Source organism: Maribacter sp. MS6 (genome assembly GCF_056839185.1).
Window position 1 is genome coordinate 625,352 of sequence record NZ_CM166389.1, and the last position, 20,377, is coordinate 645,728.

General features: G+C 38.7%; 15 protein-coding genes. 14 read left to right on the forward strand and 1 reads right to left on the reverse strand.

Features of this window, described 5'->3' with window-relative positions:
* Positions 1-8: 8 nt before the first annotated feature.
* The 14 genes from MS6x_RS02770 to MS6x_RS02835 all read left to right on the forward strand — a co-directional run bounded on the left by MS6x_RS02770 (position 9) and on the right by MS6x_RS02835 (position 18,697).
* Positions 9-485 (forward strand): Fur family transcriptional regulator, encoded by a 477-nt coding sequence (locus tag MS6x_RS02770; RefSeq protein ID WP_482605251.1) that lies wholly within the window; start codon positions 9-11, stop codon positions 483-485.
* A gap of 15 nt (positions 486-500) precedes the next feature.
* Complete coding sequence (locus MS6x_RS02775; RefSeq protein ID WP_482605252.1) at positions 501-1,772, forward strand: adenylosuccinate synthase; 1,272 nt, start codon at positions 501-503, stop codon at positions 1,770-1,772.
* Between the two features lie 96 nt (positions 1,773-1,868).
* A complete protein-coding gene (locus MS6x_RS02780; RefSeq protein ID WP_482605253.1) occupies positions 1,869-2,657 on the forward strand; it encodes a 3-keto-disaccharide hydrolase in 789 nt (262 codons plus the stop codon).
* Between the two features lie 10 nt (positions 2,658-2,667).
* Entirely contained in the window at positions 2,668-4,131 is a 1,464-nt protein-coding gene (locus MS6x_RS02785; protein WP_482605254.1) for a Gfo/Idh/MocA family protein, read from the forward strand.
* 117 nt (positions 4,132-4,248) lie between these two features.
* Positions 4,249-7,410, forward strand: coding sequence for a PVC-type heme-binding CxxCH protein (locus MS6x_RS02790; protein WP_482605255.1), 3,162 nt, complete (start codon positions 4,249-4,251; stop codon positions 7,408-7,410).
* Positions 7,411-7,432: 22 nt separating this feature from the next.
* A complete protein-coding gene (locus MS6x_RS02795; RefSeq protein ID WP_482605256.1) occupies positions 7,433-8,419 on the forward strand; it encodes a ThuA domain-containing protein in 987 nt (328 codons plus the stop codon).
* Between the two features lie 91 nt (positions 8,420-8,510).
* On the forward strand, positions 8,511-10,178 hold the full coding sequence (locus MS6x_RS02800) for an OstA-like protein (protein ID WP_482607133.1): 1,668 nt from the start codon (positions 8,511-8,513) through the stop codon (positions 10,176-10,178).
* An 8-nt stretch (positions 10,179-10,186) separates the two neighbouring features.
* The gene (locus MS6x_RS02805; RefSeq protein ID WP_482605257.1) at positions 10,187-11,380 is read left to right on the forward strand and encodes an aspartate aminotransferase family protein; all 1,194 of its coding nucleotides are present in this window, start codon (positions 10,187-10,189) and stop codon (positions 11,378-11,380) included.
* 84 nt (positions 11,381-11,464) lie between these two features.
* The gene (locus MS6x_RS02810) at positions 11,465-12,865 is read left to right on the forward strand and encodes a tetratricopeptide repeat protein (RefSeq protein WP_482605258.1); all 1,401 of its coding nucleotides are present in this window, start codon (positions 11,465-11,467) and stop codon (positions 12,863-12,865) included.
* 17 nt (positions 12,866-12,882) lie between these two features.
* A complete protein-coding gene (locus MS6x_RS02815) occupies positions 12,883-13,797 on the forward strand; it encodes a DUF368 domain-containing protein (protein WP_482605259.1) in 915 nt (304 codons plus the stop codon).
* A 12-nt stretch (positions 13,798-13,809) separates the two neighbouring features.
* Positions 13,810-14,829: a DUF368 domain-containing protein gene (locus MS6x_RS02820; protein WP_482605260.1), complete on the forward strand. Its 1,020-nt coding sequence runs from the start codon at positions 13,810-13,812 to the stop codon at positions 14,827-14,829.
* On the forward strand, positions 14,801-15,553 hold the full coding sequence (locus MS6x_RS02825; RefSeq protein WP_482605261.1) for a shikimate dehydrogenase family protein: 753 nt from the start codon (positions 14,801-14,803) through the stop codon (positions 15,551-15,553). The genes MS6x_RS02820 and MS6x_RS02825 overlap by 29 nt, the downstream gene beginning before the upstream one ends.
* Positions 15,554-15,691: 138 nt before the next feature.
* A complete protein-coding gene (locus MS6x_RS02830; protein WP_482607134.1) occupies positions 15,692-17,893 on the forward strand; it encodes a DUF349 domain-containing protein in 2,202 nt (733 codons plus the stop codon).
* 279 nt (positions 17,894-18,172) lie between these two features.
* Positions 18,173-18,697, forward strand: coding sequence for a DUF3124 domain-containing protein (locus tag MS6x_RS02835; protein WP_482605262.1), 525 nt, complete (start codon positions 18,173-18,175; stop codon positions 18,695-18,697).
* Positions 18,698-18,766: 69 nt separating this feature from the next.
* Here MS6x_RS02835 and rny read toward each other — a convergent pair whose 3' ends face one another.
* Positions 18,767-20,335 (reverse strand): ribonuclease Y, encoded by a 1,569-nt coding sequence (gene rny / locus MS6x_RS02840; RefSeq protein ID WP_482605263.1) that lies wholly within the window; start codon positions 20,333-20,335, stop codon positions 18,767-18,769.
* Between the last annotated feature and the right edge of the window lie 42 nt (positions 20,336-20,377).

Below are 20,377 nucleotides of genomic sequence, written 5' to 3' on the forward strand. Positions count from 1 at the left end.
GTATGGCTATGGCTTTGGATAAAAATCAAGAAATTGTAAAGAACGTATTTACCAAATTTTTGGAAGATAACGGACATAGAAAAACCCCAGAACGTTACGCCATACTTCAAGAAATCTATGAAAGTAATGACCATTTTGATATAGAATCGCTCTACATCAATATGAAAAATAAAAACTATCGTGTAAGCCGCGCAACGTTGTATAATACCATTGAATTGCTACTAGATTGCAAACTGGTTCGAAAACATCAATTTGGCAAAACACAAGCACAATACGAAAAATCTTATTTTGACCGCCAGCACGATCATGTAATTCTTACGGATACCGGTGAAGTCATGGAGTTTTGCGACCCTCGGATTCAATCCATAAAAAAAACAATTGAAGAGGTATTCGACATTAAAATAAATACACATTCGCTCTACTTTTACGGAACTAAGAATTCCGCAGAAAAGGGTATGGAAAAAACAGAACAAACAACCAATTAATCAAGTAAAATTACAATGGCAGTAGATTTATTGTTGGGCCTACAATGGGGTGACGAAGGAAAAGGAAAAATTGTTGACGTACTAACGGCGAATTATGACATTATCGCACGCTTTCAAGGGGGTCCAAACGCAGGCCACACCTTGGAATTTGATGGTATAAAACATGTTTTGCATACGATTCCTTCGGGCATATTTCATAAGAATGCAATCAATGTAGTAGGCAATGGCGTAGTCATAGACCCAGTAATCTTTAAAAAAGAACTTGATGCTTTAAAAAAGTTTAACCTGGATATCAAATCCAAATTGTTGATTTCTAGAAAAGCGCATCTTATTTTACCAACGCACAGACTTTTGGATGCTGCATCTGAAGCGGCCAAGGGAAAAGCTAAAATTGGATCGACCCTAAAAGGTATCGGTCCTACTTACATGGACAAAACGGGCAGAAACGGTATGCGTGTCGGAGACCTAGAACTAAGTGATTGGAAAGAAAAATACAGAGCATTGGCCAACAAGCATGAAGCCATGATAGGTTTCTACGATGTAGATATTCAGTATGATCTTGCCGAACTGGAATCAGATTTTTTCAAAGCCATTAAAGAACTAAAGGAACTTACCTTCATCGATAGTGAAGAATACCTGTACCAAGCGCAAAAATCTGGTAAAAAAATATTGGCAGAAGGAGCACAAGGATCATTATTGGACATCGATTTTGGAACCTACCCCTTTGTAACATCATCCAACACTACCGCCGCAGGAGCCTGCACAGGACTTGGGGTAGCACCTAACCAAATTGGCGAAGTTAAAGGAATTTTTAAAGCCTACACCACTAGAGTAGGAAGCGGTCCTTTTCCAACGGAACTTTTTGATGCAGATGGCGAAACGATGGGTCGCGTGGGCAATGAATTTGGTGCTACTACCGGAAGAGCAAGAAGATGTGGCTGGTTAGATTTAGTAGCCCTAAAATATGCTGTGCGTATTAATGGCGTAACAGAATTAATGATGATGAAAGGCGATGTTCTTAGCGGCTTCAAAAAGTTAAAAGTTTGTACTGCTTATAATTATAAAGGTGCGAAAATCGATCATCTTCCGTTTAATATCGAAGCAGAAAATGTAACTCCTATTTATACCGAAATGGACGGGTGGGCAGAGGATTTAACAAAAATGACCCAAACGGACCAATTACCCGCTACTTTGAATGAGTATATTTCGTTTCTAGAGGAAGAATTGGAAGTGCCTATTAAAATTGTATCTGTAGGTCCGGATAGAACCCAAACCATACACCGATAGTTTTATTTCCTCGGTAAGGAGACAAATGGCGTTAAGCGAAAAAAAAGCTTAACGCCATTTTTTTTATGTACTTTAATGCAATAATATAAAGTACAAATGAGAAAATTTAGTGTATTACTTATCTTGACAATTCTATTTCTTTCCTGTAAGACCGATAAAAAACTGGAATCCATTGAACAACCGGAGACAACTGCACAAGAGGACGAATGGATTGTCCTTTTCGACGGCAGCAGCACCGAAGGCTGGAGAGCTTATAACGGAGACGCACTACCTCCGGGATGGATTGTTAAAAATGGTGAATTAACCTTTGATACCGAACTTGGTCTTGAAGAGAATTATACCGGTGGTAAGGACATCATCTATGGGGCAGAAGAATTTGACAACTTCGAATTTTATGTAGAATGGAAATTACCAAAAGGAGGTAATAGCGGGATTTTCTATCATATTAAGGAGGGTCATACCAGTATTCCGGAAATATCCCCTGAATATCAACTGATTGACGACGAAAACTATGCCAGCATTCATGACTTAACGGAATATAACCTTAGTTTAGGATATACCGATAAACCAGAAGAATTAAAGCCATTACAACAGACGGCTTCCGATTATGCTATGCACCCGGCAGATGCCGCTAACAAAATACTGCACCCCGTTGGCGAATGGAATTCCTCTAAAATTGTGTTTACCCCAGAAAAGGTTGAGCATTGGCTGAATGGAAAAATGGTAGTATCTTTTGTTCCTTGGGACGAAGCATGGCAAGAAAAAAAGAACTCCGATAAGTGGAAGAACAGCAAAGACTATGGGAAATATAAAAAAGGATATGTCGGTTTTCAAGACCATTCTAGTCCTATATGGTTTCGTAACATAAAAATCAAAAAACTATAACCACCATCTCATGAAAAAAAGAGAATTTTTAAAAAAATCGGCCATAATGGCTTCTACTACTGCTTTAATGCCTTCATTTTTACTGGCATGTAAGGAAGAAAAAGTAGTCACTGAACCAAAAACTTTAAAACGCCTTAGGACTGCTCATGTTGGTGTAGGCAATATGGGAGCGGCAGATCTTAACGACATTTCATCTCATGCAAAAGTGGACGTAACGGCATTATGTGATGTAGATGCTACCAATCTTGCAGAAGCCAAAAAACTACACCCAAATGCTAAAACATTTAGTGACTACAGGGTTATGTTAAAGGAAATGGGCGATGAGATAGACGCTGTGGTAGTTTCCACACCAGACCATTCCCATGCCCCTATATCTATGATGGCAATGGAAATGAATAAATCTGTTTATTGTCAAAAGCCTTTAACACACTATGTTTCGGAAGCAAGAGCAATGAAAAAATTAGCGGAAGAAAAGGGTCTGGTTACTCAAATGGGTATTCAAGTACATTCTTTCTATGATTATAAACTGGCAACGTTGTTAATTCAGTCCGGTATCATCGGAAAGGTACATACCGTACGAGCTTGGTCTCCAAAAAATTGGGGATATAATGGGCCGGTCCCTGAGGGAGAAGATGCGGTACCAGAAACTTTGAACTGGAACCTTTGGTTAGGAACTTCAGCAGAGCGACCATATAAAGAAGGGATTTACCATCCTGGAAATTGGAGAAAATTAGTTGACTATGGCTGCGGAACTTTAGGAGATATGGGCGTACATATTTTTGACACTCCATATAACGCACTCGCTTTAGATGTGCCACGCACTATAAAAAATGAATGCAGGGAACCGAACGGTTTTGGTTTTCCGGAGAACAATATCGTTACGTATGAGTTTCCAGGAACACCTTACACCGCAGATAATTTAAAATGGATATGGTCTGATGGCCCGGGGGCACCTAACATGCATGAGGATTTAAAACTTCCAGGTGCAAGTGAGATGGCAACCACAGCCAACGGAGCGGATACAAAAGAAGCTTCTGTTGAAGAGAAAATGTCCTTGGAGACTAAAATAAGTGGTCCAGGAACATTACCAGAACAAGGAGCCATGTTTATAGGCGACAAAGGGCGCTTGTTATTGCCACACTTTATGCAATTACCAACTAAAATTGTGGATGGAAAATATGTTGACATTTCGAAAGAGATCGAAGCAGTCAGCAAAGCGAATAACATGGGTAATCCAATCCGTGATTATGCCTCGGAAGGACCAAAACATTACCATCAATTTGTTGATGCTTGTTTGGGTACGGATGAATGCAGCGCACCTTTTAGTTATGCTTCAAAACTTACGGAAACTATTCTGTTAGGGGTAATCGCAAGCCGCTTTCCAAATCAAACATTGAATTGGGATAGCAAGAACGCAAAGTTTGCAGAAGAAGAGGCAAACCAATATCTTGAAGGTGATTATCGGGAATTTTGATAATCCTAAGTACTGAATATGAATTGATTCATCATAAATTTTAAATTAAGCCACCTCCAAGGTGGCTTTTTTATGAGTATATTTAAAAAACAGTAGTACTAAAACAGCTTACCAACTATGCATGCATTTCGCAAAAGTTTTTTTTACATTTCTACAAACCTTTTTTTTCTTCTTCTATTGGGATATTCTTGCTCAAAAGAAACAGCTCCCTTGGTATCCATAGGGCCAAATAGTTCTATTGCCCTAGTAGGCAATAACTTAGGGTCGAGAATGACACATTACGGATATTTTGAAACGGAAATGCACTTGCGCTTTCCTAACGACTCCCTCACTATAAGAAATATGTGCGATGGAGGGGATACACCTGGGTTTAGGCCACACTCTTCCCGAAATACGCCGTGGGCTTTTCCTGGTGCTGATAAATTTCAGACAGAACTTGCAAAAACCTCCGGAAGCGAAGGAAGATTCGATTATCCCGATCAATGGCTTAGTCGTGTAAAAGCAGATATTGTTATTGGCTTTTTTGGCTACAATGAGTCTTTTGAGGGACCTACTGGTTTAGATAATTTCAAAAATGAATTGCAGGCATTTATAGCACATACCAAAGCGCAACAATACAACGGAAGTAACAGTCCACAACTAGTGTTGGTATCGCCAATTGCCTTTGAGAACCTATCGGATGAGCATGACCTTCCTAATGGTGAACAGGAAAATATAAATCTTTCTATGTACACCGAGGCTATAAAAGCTATCGCTTTAAAAAATCAGGTTCCATTTATAGATATTTTTAATGCAAGTAAAGACTGGTATGGTAATGAAAACTACACAATTGACGGATTTCAATTAAACGACGTGGGCTACAAAAAATTCTCAAGCCACATAGCCCAAGTATTAACAGGCGATAAAGATATTACAACAGAAAATAATCGCAGCGCGGTTAATAAAGCGGTAAACGAGAAGAATTTCTTTTGGCTTAACGATTATAAAATACCCAATGGCGTGCATGCCAACGGACGCAGGTATGCACCGTTTGGGCCTGATAATTATCCTTATGAAATACAAAAGATAAGAGAAATGACGGCCATTAGAGATACGGCCATTTGGACTACCCTACAGCAAAAAGCCTACGATGTTGCGTTTGCAGATAGCAAAACCTTAACCTTACCAACGGTAGAAACCAATTATAACTTGGGCGACCCAGATGAGGCCAAGCGCTATATGTATGGAGAGGAAGCAGTAAATCAACTTACCGTACCAAAAGGATACAAAGTGGAATTATTTGCGTCGGAAACAGAATTTCCGGATTTAGCCAACCCCGTGCAGCTTTCCTTTGATAACAAGGGAAGATTATGGGTGGCAACAATGCCTTCATATCCACATTACAAACCTGGAGATGCAAGGCCAAATGACAAACTTCTGATTTTGGAGGATACAAATAACGATGGAAAAGCGGACAAACAAACAGTATTTGCCGATCAACTTCATTTGCCAATAGGGTTCGAGTTCGCTCCAGAAGGTGTTTATATTAGCCAAGGAACCAATCTGAAATTATTCAAGGACACGGACGGTGACGACAAAGCAGATACCATAGAGATTATTCTCAGTGGCTTTGACGACCATGATACCCACCATGCCATTTCGGCATTTAGTGCAGATCCGTCCGGAGCTTTTTATATGGCCGAAGGTGTATTTCTGCATACAAATGTGGAGACTCCCTATGGTCCGGTCAGGGCTACCAATGGTGGATTTTACCGATATGCACCACAACGAAAAAAACTAGAACGTGTAGCGCAGGTTAGCATACCGAATCCTTGGGGAATAGCATTCGACAAATGGGGCCAGGATTTCTTTTTACACACCTCGGGTCCTACCACACAATGGATGATGCCAAGCACATTAAAATCCATTTACGGCGTATCCTCTCCGTTAACGGCCAATTTAATTGAAGAAAAGCATAGGGTTAGACCAACTTCCGGATTGGAGTTTGTGTCCAGCCGACATTTCCCGGACGATGTACAAGGCGATATGCTACTTGGTAACACGATAGGCTTTTTAGGAATTAAACAGCATCAAATGCAGGAAGACGGTACGGGTTACAAAACAACACACCGTCAGGATTTGATTACTGGCGCCGATAAAAACTTTAGACCGGTAGATATGGAATTTGCACCGGACGGCTCCTTATATATGGTAGACTGGCATAATGTGCTCATTGGTCATATGCAGCATAATGCTAGAGATCCATTACGAGATCATGCCCATGGCCGAATTTATCGTATTACATACCCGTCAAGACCTCTGGTCACACCGGCTAAAATTGCCGATGCTAGCATTGATGAACTCCTAGACAACCTGAAACTTCCAGAATATAGGACACGTTATAGAACTAAAAGGGAACTTCGTGGACGCGATAGCGAAGTAGTACTAGAAAAACTAAAGGTTTGGGTAGGAAATTTGGATAAAACCGATTCCAATTACGAACATCAACGTCTAGAAGCTTTATGGGTTTCCTGGGGCCTCAACAAGGTAGATGCCGAGTTACTTCAACAGACTTTACAATCTTCGGATTATAGGGTCAGGGCAGCTTCGGTTCGTTGCTTGCGCTATATGGGGCATCAAATACCAAATGCATCGGACTTATTTAAAACAGCTGCTGCTGACAGTCATGGAAGGGTTCGTCTAGAGGCTATTACCGCTGCCTCTTGGATGGAACCGGAGGTTGGACTACAAATATTGGCGGTGGCTGAAAAGCACCCATTGGATGATTGGATGGAAGATTCCTATAATTTTTCCAATACCAGACTCAACAATGCATTCCTACCCGATGGGAAAGAAGAACTGTTGGCAACCCATTTAAAAGGCGATGATTTAGAAACGTTCGCAAAAGGAAAAGAAATATATGAACGGGAAGGCTATTGTGTTACCTGCCATCAAGAAAGCGGTTCTGGACTGCAAGCATCAGGTTTTCCAACATTGGTAGGTCAAGATTGGGTAATGGGCAGTGAAGAACGACTTATAAAACTTACCCTGAACGGACTTTATGGCCCTATGAGTGTTATGGGGCATAAGTACGACGGACAGGTACCCATGATGGCGTTTAGAGGCCTACTCAATGATGAAGAAATAGCACAAGTACTAACGTATGTCAGGAATGCTTTTGGCAATAAAGCCTCTGTAATTCGTCCAGAAAAAGTGAAGAAAATACGAAATACCACTAGGAATAAGGAAGGTTTTTATACGCCTGACGAGCTTTTAGAACAATATCCCTTGAAACAATAAGAGAAAACCATATAGATATAGCATGAAAAACATACTACCTACCATACTCATCGTACTTTTTATTTTGATCAGCTGTAAAGATGGTACAGACAAGAAAAAAGAAATGGTAATGGACGGCCCTTTAACTGCTGAGCCCATACATCTCGTCTTCGTTACCGGAGGAGAAGAATACCGTTCAGAAGAGTCGATGCCCATGTTGGCCAGATTAGCAAAACGGGAATTAAACGCCAAGGTGACTATTTGTTATGCGCTAGACTCCCTAGGCTTCGTAGAACCCAATAGATTGGATCATATAGCTGGACTCGAAGCTCTGGAGACTGCTGATTTAATGGTTATTATGACGAGATTTAGGGCGCTTCCAGAAAATGAAAGGACCTACATTTCGGACTATGTAGAATCCGGTAAGCCTATTGTAGGATTCAGAACAAGTACCCATGCCCTTAAATACGACGACCCAACCCTAGCATATTGGAACAATGAATGGCCCACAAAGGTATTTGGCCAACAATGGATAACACACCATGGTCATTTTGACGATGGTAACAATCCGCTAACGGAAGTATACGACATTGGTAAGCAACACCCCATTTTAAACGGATTTGATTCGATTAAAGCCTACTCTTGGCTCTATCACGTGGATGGTGGCGATTGGAAACTCTATGGAGATTCGGAGCCACTTTTAGAGGGGCGGTCTTTAAAATCCAAGCATCAAATGGATGGTAATCTAGATCAATACCCCTTAACGAATCCGGTAGCCTGGACCAAAAGTTATACCGGCAACAAGGGTATAAAAGCGCGAGTTTTCTTCACTACACTTGGCCACCCCTTTGATTTTAAAATTCCGGAGGTAAGAAAATTGGCTCTCAACGGTATCTTTTGGGCACTGGGAAAAGAAAAAGATATCCCCGTAGACGGCACTAACGTAGTGTTGGATTTTGCTTACGAACCGAACAATTCAGGCTTTGGCAAACAATATAAACCGAACCTTAAACCCATGCAGATAAACTAGTGGAGTGCTAAAAGAATCCCAATCTTGAAGCCGCCTAGGTTAAAAATCCTATTTTTGAAAAAAAATTACCTTGTATAGGACAGCTTCACTAATCATAACCCTATTTTTTTTCATAGGATTGGTTGCCCAAGACGAATCGTCGGAAACCAAGCAAATCAATATTGTTTACGGTGCAAATTTCACCAAAAACGAAACAGAGTACCCTGGAGCGTCTATTTTTAGTAAGGATGACCGACAGGTTCAATTTGAACACCAAGGTGCTGACTTATGGTGCGATGTTGCCATCTATTTTCAAAAAGAAAATAGATTGGAAGCTATTGGCAACGTACTTTTAAAACAAGGTGACTCCGTGGAAATGACGAGTCAAAAAATAGACTATCAAGGTGATATTAAATTGGCAAAGGCATGGGGCAATGTTGTCCTAACCAATTCGGACATGACCCTAAAAACGGATACCCTGCGGTTAAATCGCGAAACTCAAGAAGCCTATTACCAAGATAACGGCACCGTAATCGACTCTGCCAACGTGCTAACCAGTAAAGTGGGACGCTATTTTATGGAGCGCAAAAAATATCAGTTCCTGGATAGCGTTCATATAGACAATCCTGAATATATTTTGGATTCCGAACAATTGGATTATTATACCAGTTCAAAAAATGCCTATATGTACGGCCCTTCAACTATTGTGGGTGACACGTACAAGATTTATTGTGAACGAGGATTTTATGATACTAAAGTTGAAAGTGGCTATGGCATTAAAAATACAAGAATAGACTATAACGACCGCATTATGGAAGGTGATAGTGTGTATTTTAATAAAGTGCGCGAATTCGCATCAGCCACTAATAATATCACCGTAACAGATACTATTAATAAAGGTGTCGTTAGAGCGCATTACGCGGAAGTCCATAAAGCGAAAGACTCGCTTTTTGCCACGAAACGAGCCGTTTCTATTTTAGTGCAGGAACAGGATTCCTTATATGTTCATGGAGATACGTTAATGATTACCGGCAAAGCGGACGAACGCATCACGCGCGCATTTAGAAACGCTAAATTTTTTAAAACTGATTTAAGTGGAAAATGTGATTCTATTCATTCCGAAGAAAAAACGGGAATCACACAACTGATTACAAAACCGATACTTTGGAACGGTGAAAATCAAATGACAGGAGATAGTATTCATTTGATATCAAATAAAAAAACGGAAAAACTAGACTCCCTAAAAGTTCTGAACAATGCCTTTATAATTTCGTTGGATAGTATAAGCATGGAAGGCTACAACCAGGCAAAAGGAAAGGATTTGTTTGGAAAATTTATTGAAAATGAGCTTAAAATAATTGACCTGATTAAAAACACGGAGGTTGTTTATTACATGTACAATGACGATGATGAGCTCATTGGAATAAACAAAACCATTTGCAGTAAGATTCGTATTACAATGGAAAATAACGATGTGGATGAACTTACTTTCTTTACCGATCCAGATGGGGACATGTTTCCAGAAAAAGACCTTCCTGAAAATAGCAGAATCCTGAAAGGATTTGTTTGGTATGGCGATGAGCGTATTCTTACCAAGGATGATATTTTTGACGAAGATGACAACACCATAAAACTTGCAGTGATTAAAGGTCTAGATAATCCAATAGATATCGATGCAGAGGAAGAAGAAAGGAACAAGAACGAAACCGACCCTATAAACAATGCCAATTCGAAAGCTACAAATCCAAAAGAGCTTAAAAAACAAAAAAAGGTAAAGTAGCTATTTCAATGACATCGGATTTCCTAAAATATCAAGCCCAAACCACACCTCACCCTTTGGGAATGAAGGTGTCCCATGCTAAAGGTAGTTATATCTATGATACTGAAGGAAAAGCGCATTTAGATTTTGTAGCAGGTGTATCTGCTTGTGGCCTGGGACATTGTCATCCTAAAATTGTGACTGCGATTCAAGAACAAACCGCTAAATATATGCACGTAATGGTCTATGGCGAATATGACCTAGGACCTGCAGCCTCCTACGCTAAACTCTTAGCAAACAACCTACCACCTCGACTAAACACCACATATTTGGTAAATTCGGGAACCGAGGCAATTGAAGGAGCTATCAAATTAGCTAGAAGACATACCGGCCGAACCGAAATTATTGCAGCGCACCATGCTTATCATGGAAATACCATGGGCAGCTTAAGTCTTATGGGCTACGAAGAACGTAAAAGTTCATTCCGCCCCTTGATGCCGGACATCGCTTTCATACATTTTAATATAGCGCAAGAATTGGAGCGCATAACCGAAAAAACAGCTTGTGTTGTTCTAGAAACCATTCAAGGAGGTGCAGGTTTTATACTCCCAAAAAATAAGTATCTAGAAAAAGTAAGGCAACGCTGCACGGAAGTTGGGGCACTGTTAATCCTGGACGAAATACAACCCGGATTTGGACGTACAGGAAAACTTTTTTCCTTTGAGCATTTTAATTGTACCCCGGATATTCTGGTTATCGGCAAAGGTATGGCCTCGGGACTGCCTGTGGGCGCATTTACAGCTAACCGTGAAATCATGCAATCCCTTCAAAACAGTCCTAAACTGGGGCATATCACCACGTTTGGCGGCAATCCTGTAATAGCTGCCGCCTGCTTGGCGACCTTGAATGAATTACTACACACCAACCTGATTGAAGAAACGTTGGTAAAAGAAAAACTATTTAGAACATTATTGGTGCATCATTCTATAAAAGAAATACGGGGAAAAGGACTTATGCTCGCCCTTATTATGGTAAATCCTGAAAAGGCAAATGAATTAGTCTTGTGCGCAAAAAAGAACCAGCTCATCCTTTTTTGGTTATTATTTGAACCCAAAGCAGTGCGTATATCCCCTCCCCTGACCATTTCTGAAGAAGAAATTAGGATAGGCTGTGCACTGATTCTTTCTATTTTAAATGGAGAACAACAATATCCTGTTAACTAATTTGTTAATAATATAGGACTAGTGCATCCCTAAGAACACCATCAAAGACTTACTTTTATTAAAGAGTTTAACCAAAATGTTTCTATGGCGTTAGAATCTAGCGAAAGACCTGACAGGCCCATTACCAAGTTTGAATCCATGCTAAAGACAGATGATGTCTATTTCTTTGATGCAGAAGACTTTGAAGATATCATCCATCATTACCTTAACAACGGGAAAATTTCCTTAGCAAAAAAAGGAATTAAGATTGGATTACAACAACACCCAGCTTCAATAGAGTTAAAACTCCTCCAGGTAGAAGTAATGGTGTTTGAGAATGACCTTCCCGCTGCAGAAAAATTATTGGACGAATTGCAATTATTAGACGCAAACAACCAAGAAATATACATTCAACGTGCCAATATATATTCCAAAAAAGATAACCATGAAGGGGCAGTTGGTCTTTTACAAGAGGCTTTAAATCTCTCCAGCGATACCGTAGATATTTATTCTCTACTAGGAATGGAATATCTTTTCATGGACGACTTTAAAATGGCCAGGGAGAGTTTTATGAAATGTGTAGACTTTGATGAACATGATTACTCATCGCTTTACAACGTCATCTATTGTTTTGAATATTTAGAGGATTATGATGGAGCTATAGTGTATCTAAACGAATACTTGGAGCATAATCCGTATTGTGAAGTTGCATGGCACCAGTTGGGAAAACAGTATTACTGTAAACAGATGTTTTCAGAAGCATTAGCCGCATTTGATTTTGCTATTATCTCCGATGACACATTTATAGGTGCCTACTTTGAAAAAGGCAAGGTTCTTGAAAAACTCGGAAAATATAAAGATGCCATAGAAAACTATGAAACAACCATTTCTATAGAAGATCCAACCTCTCATGCTTTTTTAAGAATAGGAAAATGTTATGAAAAGCTAAATGACAGTGAGATGGCTAAATATTATTTCTATCAAACTGTACATGAAGACCCCCTTTTGGACAAAGGTTGGTTGGCCATAACCAATTATTACTTCCGAATAAAAAACTATGAAAAATCGCTTTTTTACATCAATAAAGCATTAAATATTGATGGCGGCAATGCCATGTACTGGAAAAAATGTGCTAAAATTCATGTAGCGTTAAATGATTTTGACCAAGCATACTTTGCATTTAAGCAAGCTGTAGATTTAGGGAACTATGAATTAGATACATGGTTAAAATGGGCTGAAGTAGCCCATAAGAACAATGATGTCGAAGGGGCTATTCAAATTTTAAAACAAGGGAAGGAGTTCTACCCGAATAACATAAAAATACTATATATGAGTGTTGGGTTACTGCTGTTAACGGGAGACGCCATCAACGCCCGAATTTTCCTTTTAGATGCCCTTAAATTGGACAAACAGACAAAAAAAATACACCTCTTCCAGAATCAATTTCCTGAATTTAGGGATTCCGATTGGTTAAAAACAATTGTAACCAATTCTAAAAAAGGGTAGGACACTTACCACCATTTATGGAAAACAGAAATTTGAGTCAGCATATTTTTATTATGCTAAAAGGGATGGCCATGGGCATTGCTGAATTAGTGCCCGGCGTTTCTGGCGGTACGATTGCTTTTGTTACCGGCATTTACGAAGAGTTCATCTCCTCTATCAACAATATTTCCCTTAGTACGTTTAAAACACTTAAAACGGAAGGTTTTAGTGCATTTTGGAATAGATTAAACGGTACTTTTTTAGTGGTTCTCTTTGGCGGTATGCTCTTAAGCATTCTTTCCTTTTCCAAGCTAATTACATGGTTGTTGGAATTTCACCCCATTCCAATTTGGTCATTTTTCTTTGGGTTGGTACTCGCCAGTGTCATATTTGTGGCAAAGGCTATAAACAAATGGAACTTAGCCGCTATTAGCTTGTTTGCTTTAGGAGCAATAATAGCATTTTACATTACCACCCTACCGCCTTCTGCAAATACCGATAGTTTACCATTTCTGTTCTTTTCCGGAGCATTGGCCATTTGCGCTATGGTACTGCCCGGTATTTCTGGCTCCTTTATTTTAGTGCTATTAGGGTCCTACAAGACTATTTTAGATGCCGTAAACGATAAAGACGTTAAGATTATTCTCACTGTAGGTGTTGGCGTAGTATTTGGTATATTAAGCTTTGCAAGAGTCTTAAAATGGATGTTCACAAATTATAAAAATGCAACTTTAGCAATACTTACGGGATTCATTTTAGGGTCATTAAATAAAATATGGCCGTGGAAAAAAATACTTGAAGTAATACGGGTAGGTAAGAAAGAGGTTATTATAGATGAAAACATTTCACCCTTTGCTTTTGAAGGGGACAATCAATTAGTATTTGCTATTATTACGGCTATCATAGGTTTTTCCCTTATTTTTATACTGGAAAAAACAGCTTCTAAAAAGTAAGTATAGCACTTCATGAACCAGCCTAGAACCCCTTTGGATAAAGTATTTCTTGTCTTAAAGGGCTTGTGTATGGGAGCGGCGAACAAAGTTCCGGGCGTATCTGGCGGCATTGTTGCCTTCGTAGGTGGTTTTTATGAAGAATTTATCTATTCCCTTCAAAAGATAAACGGAAAAGCGTTCAAATTACTTCTTAACGGAAGGTTTAAAAGTTTTTATCGCTACACAAACGGTTCATTTTTAACACTTCTACTTTTTGGAATGCTCATCAGCTATTTTAGTATTTCTAGAGTATTGGACTACTTCCTAGAACAGAAAGAACTGTACGTGTGGTCTGCATTTTTTGGTATGATCCTTGGCTCCATTTACTATATAGGAAAGGACTTTAATGCTTGGAACAAAAAAACCATAACTGCGGCATTTATTGGTCTTGCTGTTGGCATAGCCATTAGCTTTTTAAATCCGGCAACAGAAAACGACAATCTATTCTTTATATTTTTGTGCGGAATGATAAGCGTTTCCGGTATGACCTTACCCGGACTCTCGGGTTCTTTTATATTGATGTTGTTGGGAAACTACGTACTGCTATTGGTAGACTCTGTAAACGCTTTATATGATACCTTTTCTGAACTCGTACAAGGCGATTTTAGCTTTGTAAATAATCCTGAACGATTAGAAATCTTAACTATACTATTAGTGTTTACTGCTGGTTCCGCTGCCGGTTTGGTCACCTTATCCCATATTCTCAGCTATGTCCTTAAGCATTATAAGCATAGAACCACGGCAGTAATTCTAGGCTTTATAACAGGTTCACTTGGGGTGGTATGGCCATGGAAAACAACGGTATATAAAATAAATACTGACGGCACCCTTCTGTTGGACACCAACGGAAACCCTATTATAGTAAATTATGAACGTTTTTTACCAAACTTCGAAATATTTGAAACTTGGTGGGCATTGTTCTTTGTATTATTTGGAATAAGTATTTTATTACTCTTAGATTGGTATGGAAAAAACAGGCGACAAAGCGTTTAAATTTGGTTTACTTGGAAAGAACATCGATTACTCCTTCTCCAGGGGTTATTTCTCATCAAAGTTTTCCAAGTTAGGGCTGTTAAACTACACCTATGAGAATTTTGATCTAGGGGATATTTCAGGATTTATAGATATCATTCAAAACACTAAAAATATTTCAGGGTTAAATGTTACCATACCTTATAAAGAAGCTATTATTCCTTATTTAAACGAACTTGAACCATCAGCAAAGGCTATTGGTGCAGTTAATACTATAAAAATTAGCCCGTCTGGACTCAAAGGCTACAACACTGATGCCTATGGATTCCAAAAATCAATTGAACCATATCTAAAAAATCACCACCAAAAGGCACTCATTCTTGGTACAGGTGGTGCGTCAAAGGCTGTTGCCTATGTATTAAAACTACTGAACATTGACTATAAATTCGTCTCTCGAACAGGAAAAAATAATGGATTTACGTACGAAAGCTTAACCAAACATATCATAAAAGACTATACTGTAATCATCAACTGTTCTCCAATAGGCACATACCCCGACATAACTGAAAAACCCAACATTCCCTACACGTTCATCAGTCAAGATCATTTGCTATTTGATTTGATATACAATCCTGAAAAAACCGCCTTTCTAGCTCATGGTATGGCTAAGGGAGCAACCATATTAAACGGTTTACGAATGCTGGAACTACAAGCAGAAAAAGCCTGGGAAATCTGGAATGCCTAAGTACGCAGACTATTGACCTAAAGTGTACTTAAAGAAATGGAGCACTTTTTCGTTTACCATACAAAATCAAAAAGAAAGTATATATTCTTTGCCATTGTTTAGGTTGTTACTATCTTGTAAAAACCTAACACAAAGATGATGTCCGGAGACAATGAACAATCAACACCTGAAAGCAAGGTGATAGAAAACAACTCGGAAACTACCAAAATAGAGAAGAAGAATTTGGAGAAAAAAACCGATGAAGCAAGTACACCATTAGCAGAAGTCCAAACAGATATCACAATTGTATCTGAAGAAAACTCTGCAAAGGTAAAAGAAGAAATAAGCAGCACAGTCAGTGAAGAAATAATAGAATCGGTAACCGATAAGGATAAAACAGCTACTATTGCCGAAACAAACGAGGAAAAACCCATTAAAGCTGCGGATGACCAAAAAGCGGTAGGGTCAGCAAAAAGCGCCAAAACAGAATCCAGCAAACAATCTAAAGACGATGTCGAGGCTGTTGAGGAGATAGATGAAAGTAACGCCGAAGATGCGGAGGATACAGATACGGTTAAAAGACACGAAATTCCAATTTTGGATTACCATTCCATGACCATGGAGAATTTGGTGGGAGAACTACAACGACTCATAAAAAATGAGAAAGTACAAGCTATCAAAAAGCATGTGGATGGGATACGGGATGAATTCAATTTAAAATTCCAAGAGTTTATAGATGAAAAAAAAGAGGAATTTGTTTCTGGTGGTGGCAACGAAATAGATTTTAAATACAACTCAGTTACCAAAAGGCAATTTAACGAGTTGTATACCGAATACCGTGAAAAACGAAATCAGCATTACAAAAGCCTGGAAAAAAGCCACAAAGAGAACTTAGCCCATAGATTGGAGCTAATAGAGAACCTAAAGGCGTTGGTTAACGTAGAGGAAGATATAAATACAACCTACAATAGTTTTAAAAATATTCAGGAGCAATGGAAAAATGCAGGTCCTGTTCCACGCACAGAATACAACAATGTTTGGAAAACCTATCAGCACCATATAGAGATTTTTTATGATTTTCTTCATTTGAACAGAGAGTTAAGAGACCTCGATTTCAAACATAATTTAGAAGAAAAACAAAAAATAGCCGAACGAGCAGAATCCCTGGCCGTTGAACCAGATTTAAATAGAGCATTTAGGGAATTGCAGGTTTTGCACAAAATTTGGAAAGAAGATATTGGCCCTGTTGGCAAAGAACATCGTGAAGAAATATGGGAGCGTTTTAGCAAGGCTACCAAAATTATTCATGGACGAAGACAAGACTACTTCAAAGACTTGGACAAAGTATATGAGCAAAATCTAGAGAAAAAAAACCAAATTATAAATGAAATAACCGCCCTTTCTGAAAATGTATCCAATAACCATGGCGCAATACAAAAGCAAATAAAACAATTAGAAGCCCTACGTGATGCTTTTTTTAATGCCGGCAAAGTACCTCAAAAAGATAACGAAACTACATGGAACGCATTTAAAACTGCCGTAAGGTCATTTAACAGGAATAAAAACGCATTCTATAAAAATCTAAAAAAGGACCAAGACGAAAATTTAACCAGAAAGAGAGCCTTATTGGATATAGCCAACTCCCTAAAGGACACCGAAGATTTTGATACCGCAACAGGAGAAATGAAGCGTATTCAAAATGAATGGAAGAAAATAGGGCATGTACCACGAAAGTATTCCGATAAAATTTGGAAAGAGTTTAAAGCGGCTTGTAACCATTATTTTGAAAGGTTTCATGCATTAAAAAATAAGGAGAACAAGGAAGAAGTCGAAAATTTAAAGGGTAAAGAAGCTATCTTACTTCGGTTAAAAGAATTGCAATTAACCGAGAATAGGGAGGAAAATTTAACTACTATAAAAGTATTTATTGAAGATTGGAAAAAATATGGTCACGTACCCTTTAGACAAAAAAATATCAATCAAAAGTTTAATAAAATAATTGATGCGCTTTTCCTCAAATTGGACATTAGCAAACAAGAAATAGAGCTCTTAAAGTATGGGAATAAAATTCAACGGCTTAAAGAAGATGATAACCAAGAAAGAGCGATACAGAACGAACGTAGCTTTATCCGCAAAAAAATAGACGAATGTAAAGATGAGATTCGCCAGTTAGAAACTAACTTACAGTTTTTCTCAAATGCTTCGGAAGACAACCCCATCGTTAAGGATGTAATCAAAAAAGTGAATAGCCACAAAGAAGCATTGGATTCATGGAAAGCGAAGCTGAAAAAATTAAATATTTTGCGAAACAATCTCCATAAAGAAGCCGAAGAAGACAACTCCGAATCAGAGGAAGAATAGGATTATACAAACAAACCAAAGCCCTGCATACATAATGTCTTACAGGGCCTTCTAATTAATGGGATAGTTTAAATTAACTATTTTCTGCCAATAGAACTCCATTATAAATACGATATAGGTGTTGACAATGAGTACCATCAACAGAAAAAAGAATTATATAAAAAAATACCGACGACATACTATTAGAACTGAATCAATTAAATGATATGTAGTACTTTAGAGTGTACATAACAAACACCAGTAACAACACGTAATTAAAAAAAGCTAATAATTACAAGCATGAACAACAAAGTCCAGTTTAACCTAATAGCACTACTAATATTGATTTGCTGTTCTAATTGTGCGCCGGACAAGCTAATCCAAGATCCGATTCCTACGTTTGATTGGAGCAACAAGGTTACGGCAATTTCTGACGCCGACAGCTTACGACATGGCACTTCCTACTTATCAGTTTATTCTCAAATATACAGCTACACAGAACATATCTCCTTAGATTTAACGGCTACTGTAAGTATCAGAAATACTAGCGAAACAGATTCTATATACTTAAAAAAAGCAAATTATTATGATACAGCAGGTAATCCTATCCAATCCTACCTAGAAGCACCTATAGCGCTAAAAGCAATGGAAACTTTAGAGATAGTGATAGCCGAGGTCGACAAAAAAGGGGGAACAGGAGCCAATTTTATGTTTGAATGGGCAACAAAACCGAATGTTTCCGAGCCTATTTTTGAGGCAGTGATGATATCAACCTATGGGCAACAGGGACTCTCTTTTATGACACATGGCAAACGCGTTGATTAAAATATAAACGCTCTAATAAACTTAAAAGAGCCGCTTTTAGCGGCTCTTTTTATTCTAAAAAATACGTTATTATTTAGCAACATTAACAGCTCTAGTTTCTCTTATTACTGTCACTTTTACTTGTCCAGGATACGTCATATCCGTTTGTATTTTTTGTGAAATCTCAAAAGATAATTGGGATGCTTTATCATCACTGACTTTTTCACTTTCTACAATTACCCTAAGTTCTCTACCGGCCTGTATGGCATACGCTTTCTGAACTCCGCCAAATCCAAACGCTATTTCTTCCAAATCCTTTAAGCGTTGTATGTACGAATCTAGGACCTGTCTCCTTGCGCCGGGTCTTGCCCCACTAATGGCATCACAAACTTGAACGATGGGTGAAATAAGCGTTTTCATTTCAATTTCATCGTGGTGAGCTCCAATGGCGTTACAAACATCTGGTTTCTCGCCATACTTTTCTGCCCACTGCATACCTAATATCGCATGTGGCGTTTCTACCTCCGCCTCAGTATTGGGAACTTTACCTATATCATGTAATAATCCTGCTCTTTTGGCCATTTTAGGATTCAGACCTAATTCAGAAGCCATAACCCCACATAACTTTGCAACTTCCCTGGAGTGCTGTAGTAAGTTTTGACCATAAGAAGAACGATATTTCATTCTACCAACCGCTTTAATAAGCTCTGGATGTAAACCGTGTATGCCTAAATCTATAACAGTACGTTTGCCTATATCTATAATTTCGGTTTCTAACTGTTTCTCTGTTTTCTTAACGATTTCCTCTATACGGGCAGGATGAATACGGCCATCGGTCACTAATTTGTGTAGCGATAAGCGCGCAACTTCTCTACGGACCGAATCAAAACAAGACAAGATAATCGCTTCGGGCGTATCGTCTACTATAATTTCGACACCGGTTGCGGCTTCCAAAGCTCTAATATTCCTTCCTTCACGACCGATAATTCTACCTTTAACATCATCGGACTCTATATTAAAAACAGAAACACAGTTTTCTACCGCTTCTTCTGTTCCAATTCGCTGTATTGTGTTTATTACGATTTTACGTGCCTCTTGCTGCGCGGTTAACTTTGCCTCCTCTACGGTAGTTTGGATGTAACCCATAGCATCTGACTTGGCTGTTTCGCGTAAACTTTCAATAAGTTGGGTCTTCGCATCATCTGCCGAAAGTCCTGAAATAACTTCCAATTGTTGAATTTGGCTGTTATGCAATTTATCTACTTCTGATTGCTTTTTTTCAAAAAACTCTTTCCGATGCTCTATATCCTTCAACTTCTCATCTAACTGAGCGTTTAACTTTTTACCCCGAGCGAGATCGCTACTCACTTGGGATTCTTTGTCTCTAGTTCTCTTTTCTGCTTCGTTTATCTTTCTATCCTTGCTTATAATTACTTTCTCGTGCTCCGCTTTTAACTCTAAAAATTTTTCCTTTGCCTGCAGAATTTTATCCTTTTTGATACTTTCTCCCTCGACCTTCGCTTCCTTTAAAAGTTGGGATGCCTCTTTTTTGGCATTCGCAATGGTTTTGGAGGCTTTCCCCTTTTCCATAAACTTCGCTATTCCGAAGCCTATTGCCAATCCTACGATGGCGGCTATAATAATCATTGTACTGTCCATAGTTGTTTGTGTTAAATGAAAAAAGCCCACATTGGAGAAGTT

Coding starts and splice junctions, on each gene's coding strand:
- MS6x_RS02770 (WP_482605251.1), top strand. CDS start 9: ATGGCTTTGGATAAAAATCAAGAAATTGTAAAGAACGTATTTACCAAA.
- MS6x_RS02775 (WP_482605252.1), top strand. CDS start 501: ATGGCAGTAGATTTATTGTTGGGCCTACAATGGGGTGACGAAGGAAAA.
- MS6x_RS02780 (WP_482605253.1), top strand. CDS start 1,869: ATGAGAAAATTTAGTGTATTACTTATCTTGACAATTCTATTTCTTTCC.
- MS6x_RS02785 (WP_482605254.1), top strand. CDS start 2,668: ATGAAAAAAAGAGAATTTTTAAAAAAATCGGCCATAATGGCTTCTACT.
- MS6x_RS02790 (WP_482605255.1), top strand. CDS start 4,249: ATGCATGCATTTCGCAAAAGTTTTTTTTACATTTCTACAAACCTTTTT.
- MS6x_RS02795 (WP_482605256.1), top strand. CDS start 7,433: ATGAAAAACATACTACCTACCATACTCATCGTACTTTTTATTTTGATC.
- MS6x_RS02805 (WP_482605257.1), top strand. CDS start 10,187: ATGACATCGGATTTCCTAAAATATCAAGCCCAAACCACACCTCACCCT.
- MS6x_RS02810 (WP_482605258.1), top strand. CDS start 11,465: ATGGCGTTAGAATCTAGCGAAAGACCTGACAGGCCCATTACCAAGTTT.
- MS6x_RS02815 (WP_482605259.1), top strand. CDS start 12,883: ATGGAAAACAGAAATTTGAGTCAGCATATTTTTATTATGCTAAAAGGG.
- MS6x_RS02820 (WP_482605260.1), top strand. CDS start 13,810: ATGAACCAGCCTAGAACCCCTTTGGATAAAGTATTTCTTGTCTTAAAG.
- MS6x_RS02825 (WP_482605261.1), top strand. CDS start 14,801: ATGGAAAAAACAGGCGACAAAGCGTTTAAATTTGGTTTACTTGGAAAG.
- MS6x_RS02830 (WP_482607134.1), top strand. CDS start 15,692: ATGTCCGGAGACAATGAACAATCAACACCTGAAAGCAAGGTGATAGAA.
- MS6x_RS02835 (WP_482605262.1), top strand. CDS start 18,173: ATGAACAACAAAGTCCAGTTTAACCTAATAGCACTACTAATATTGATT.
- rny (WP_482605263.1), bottom strand. CDS start 20,335: ATGGACAGTACAATGATTATTATAGCCGCCATCGTAGGATTGGCAATA.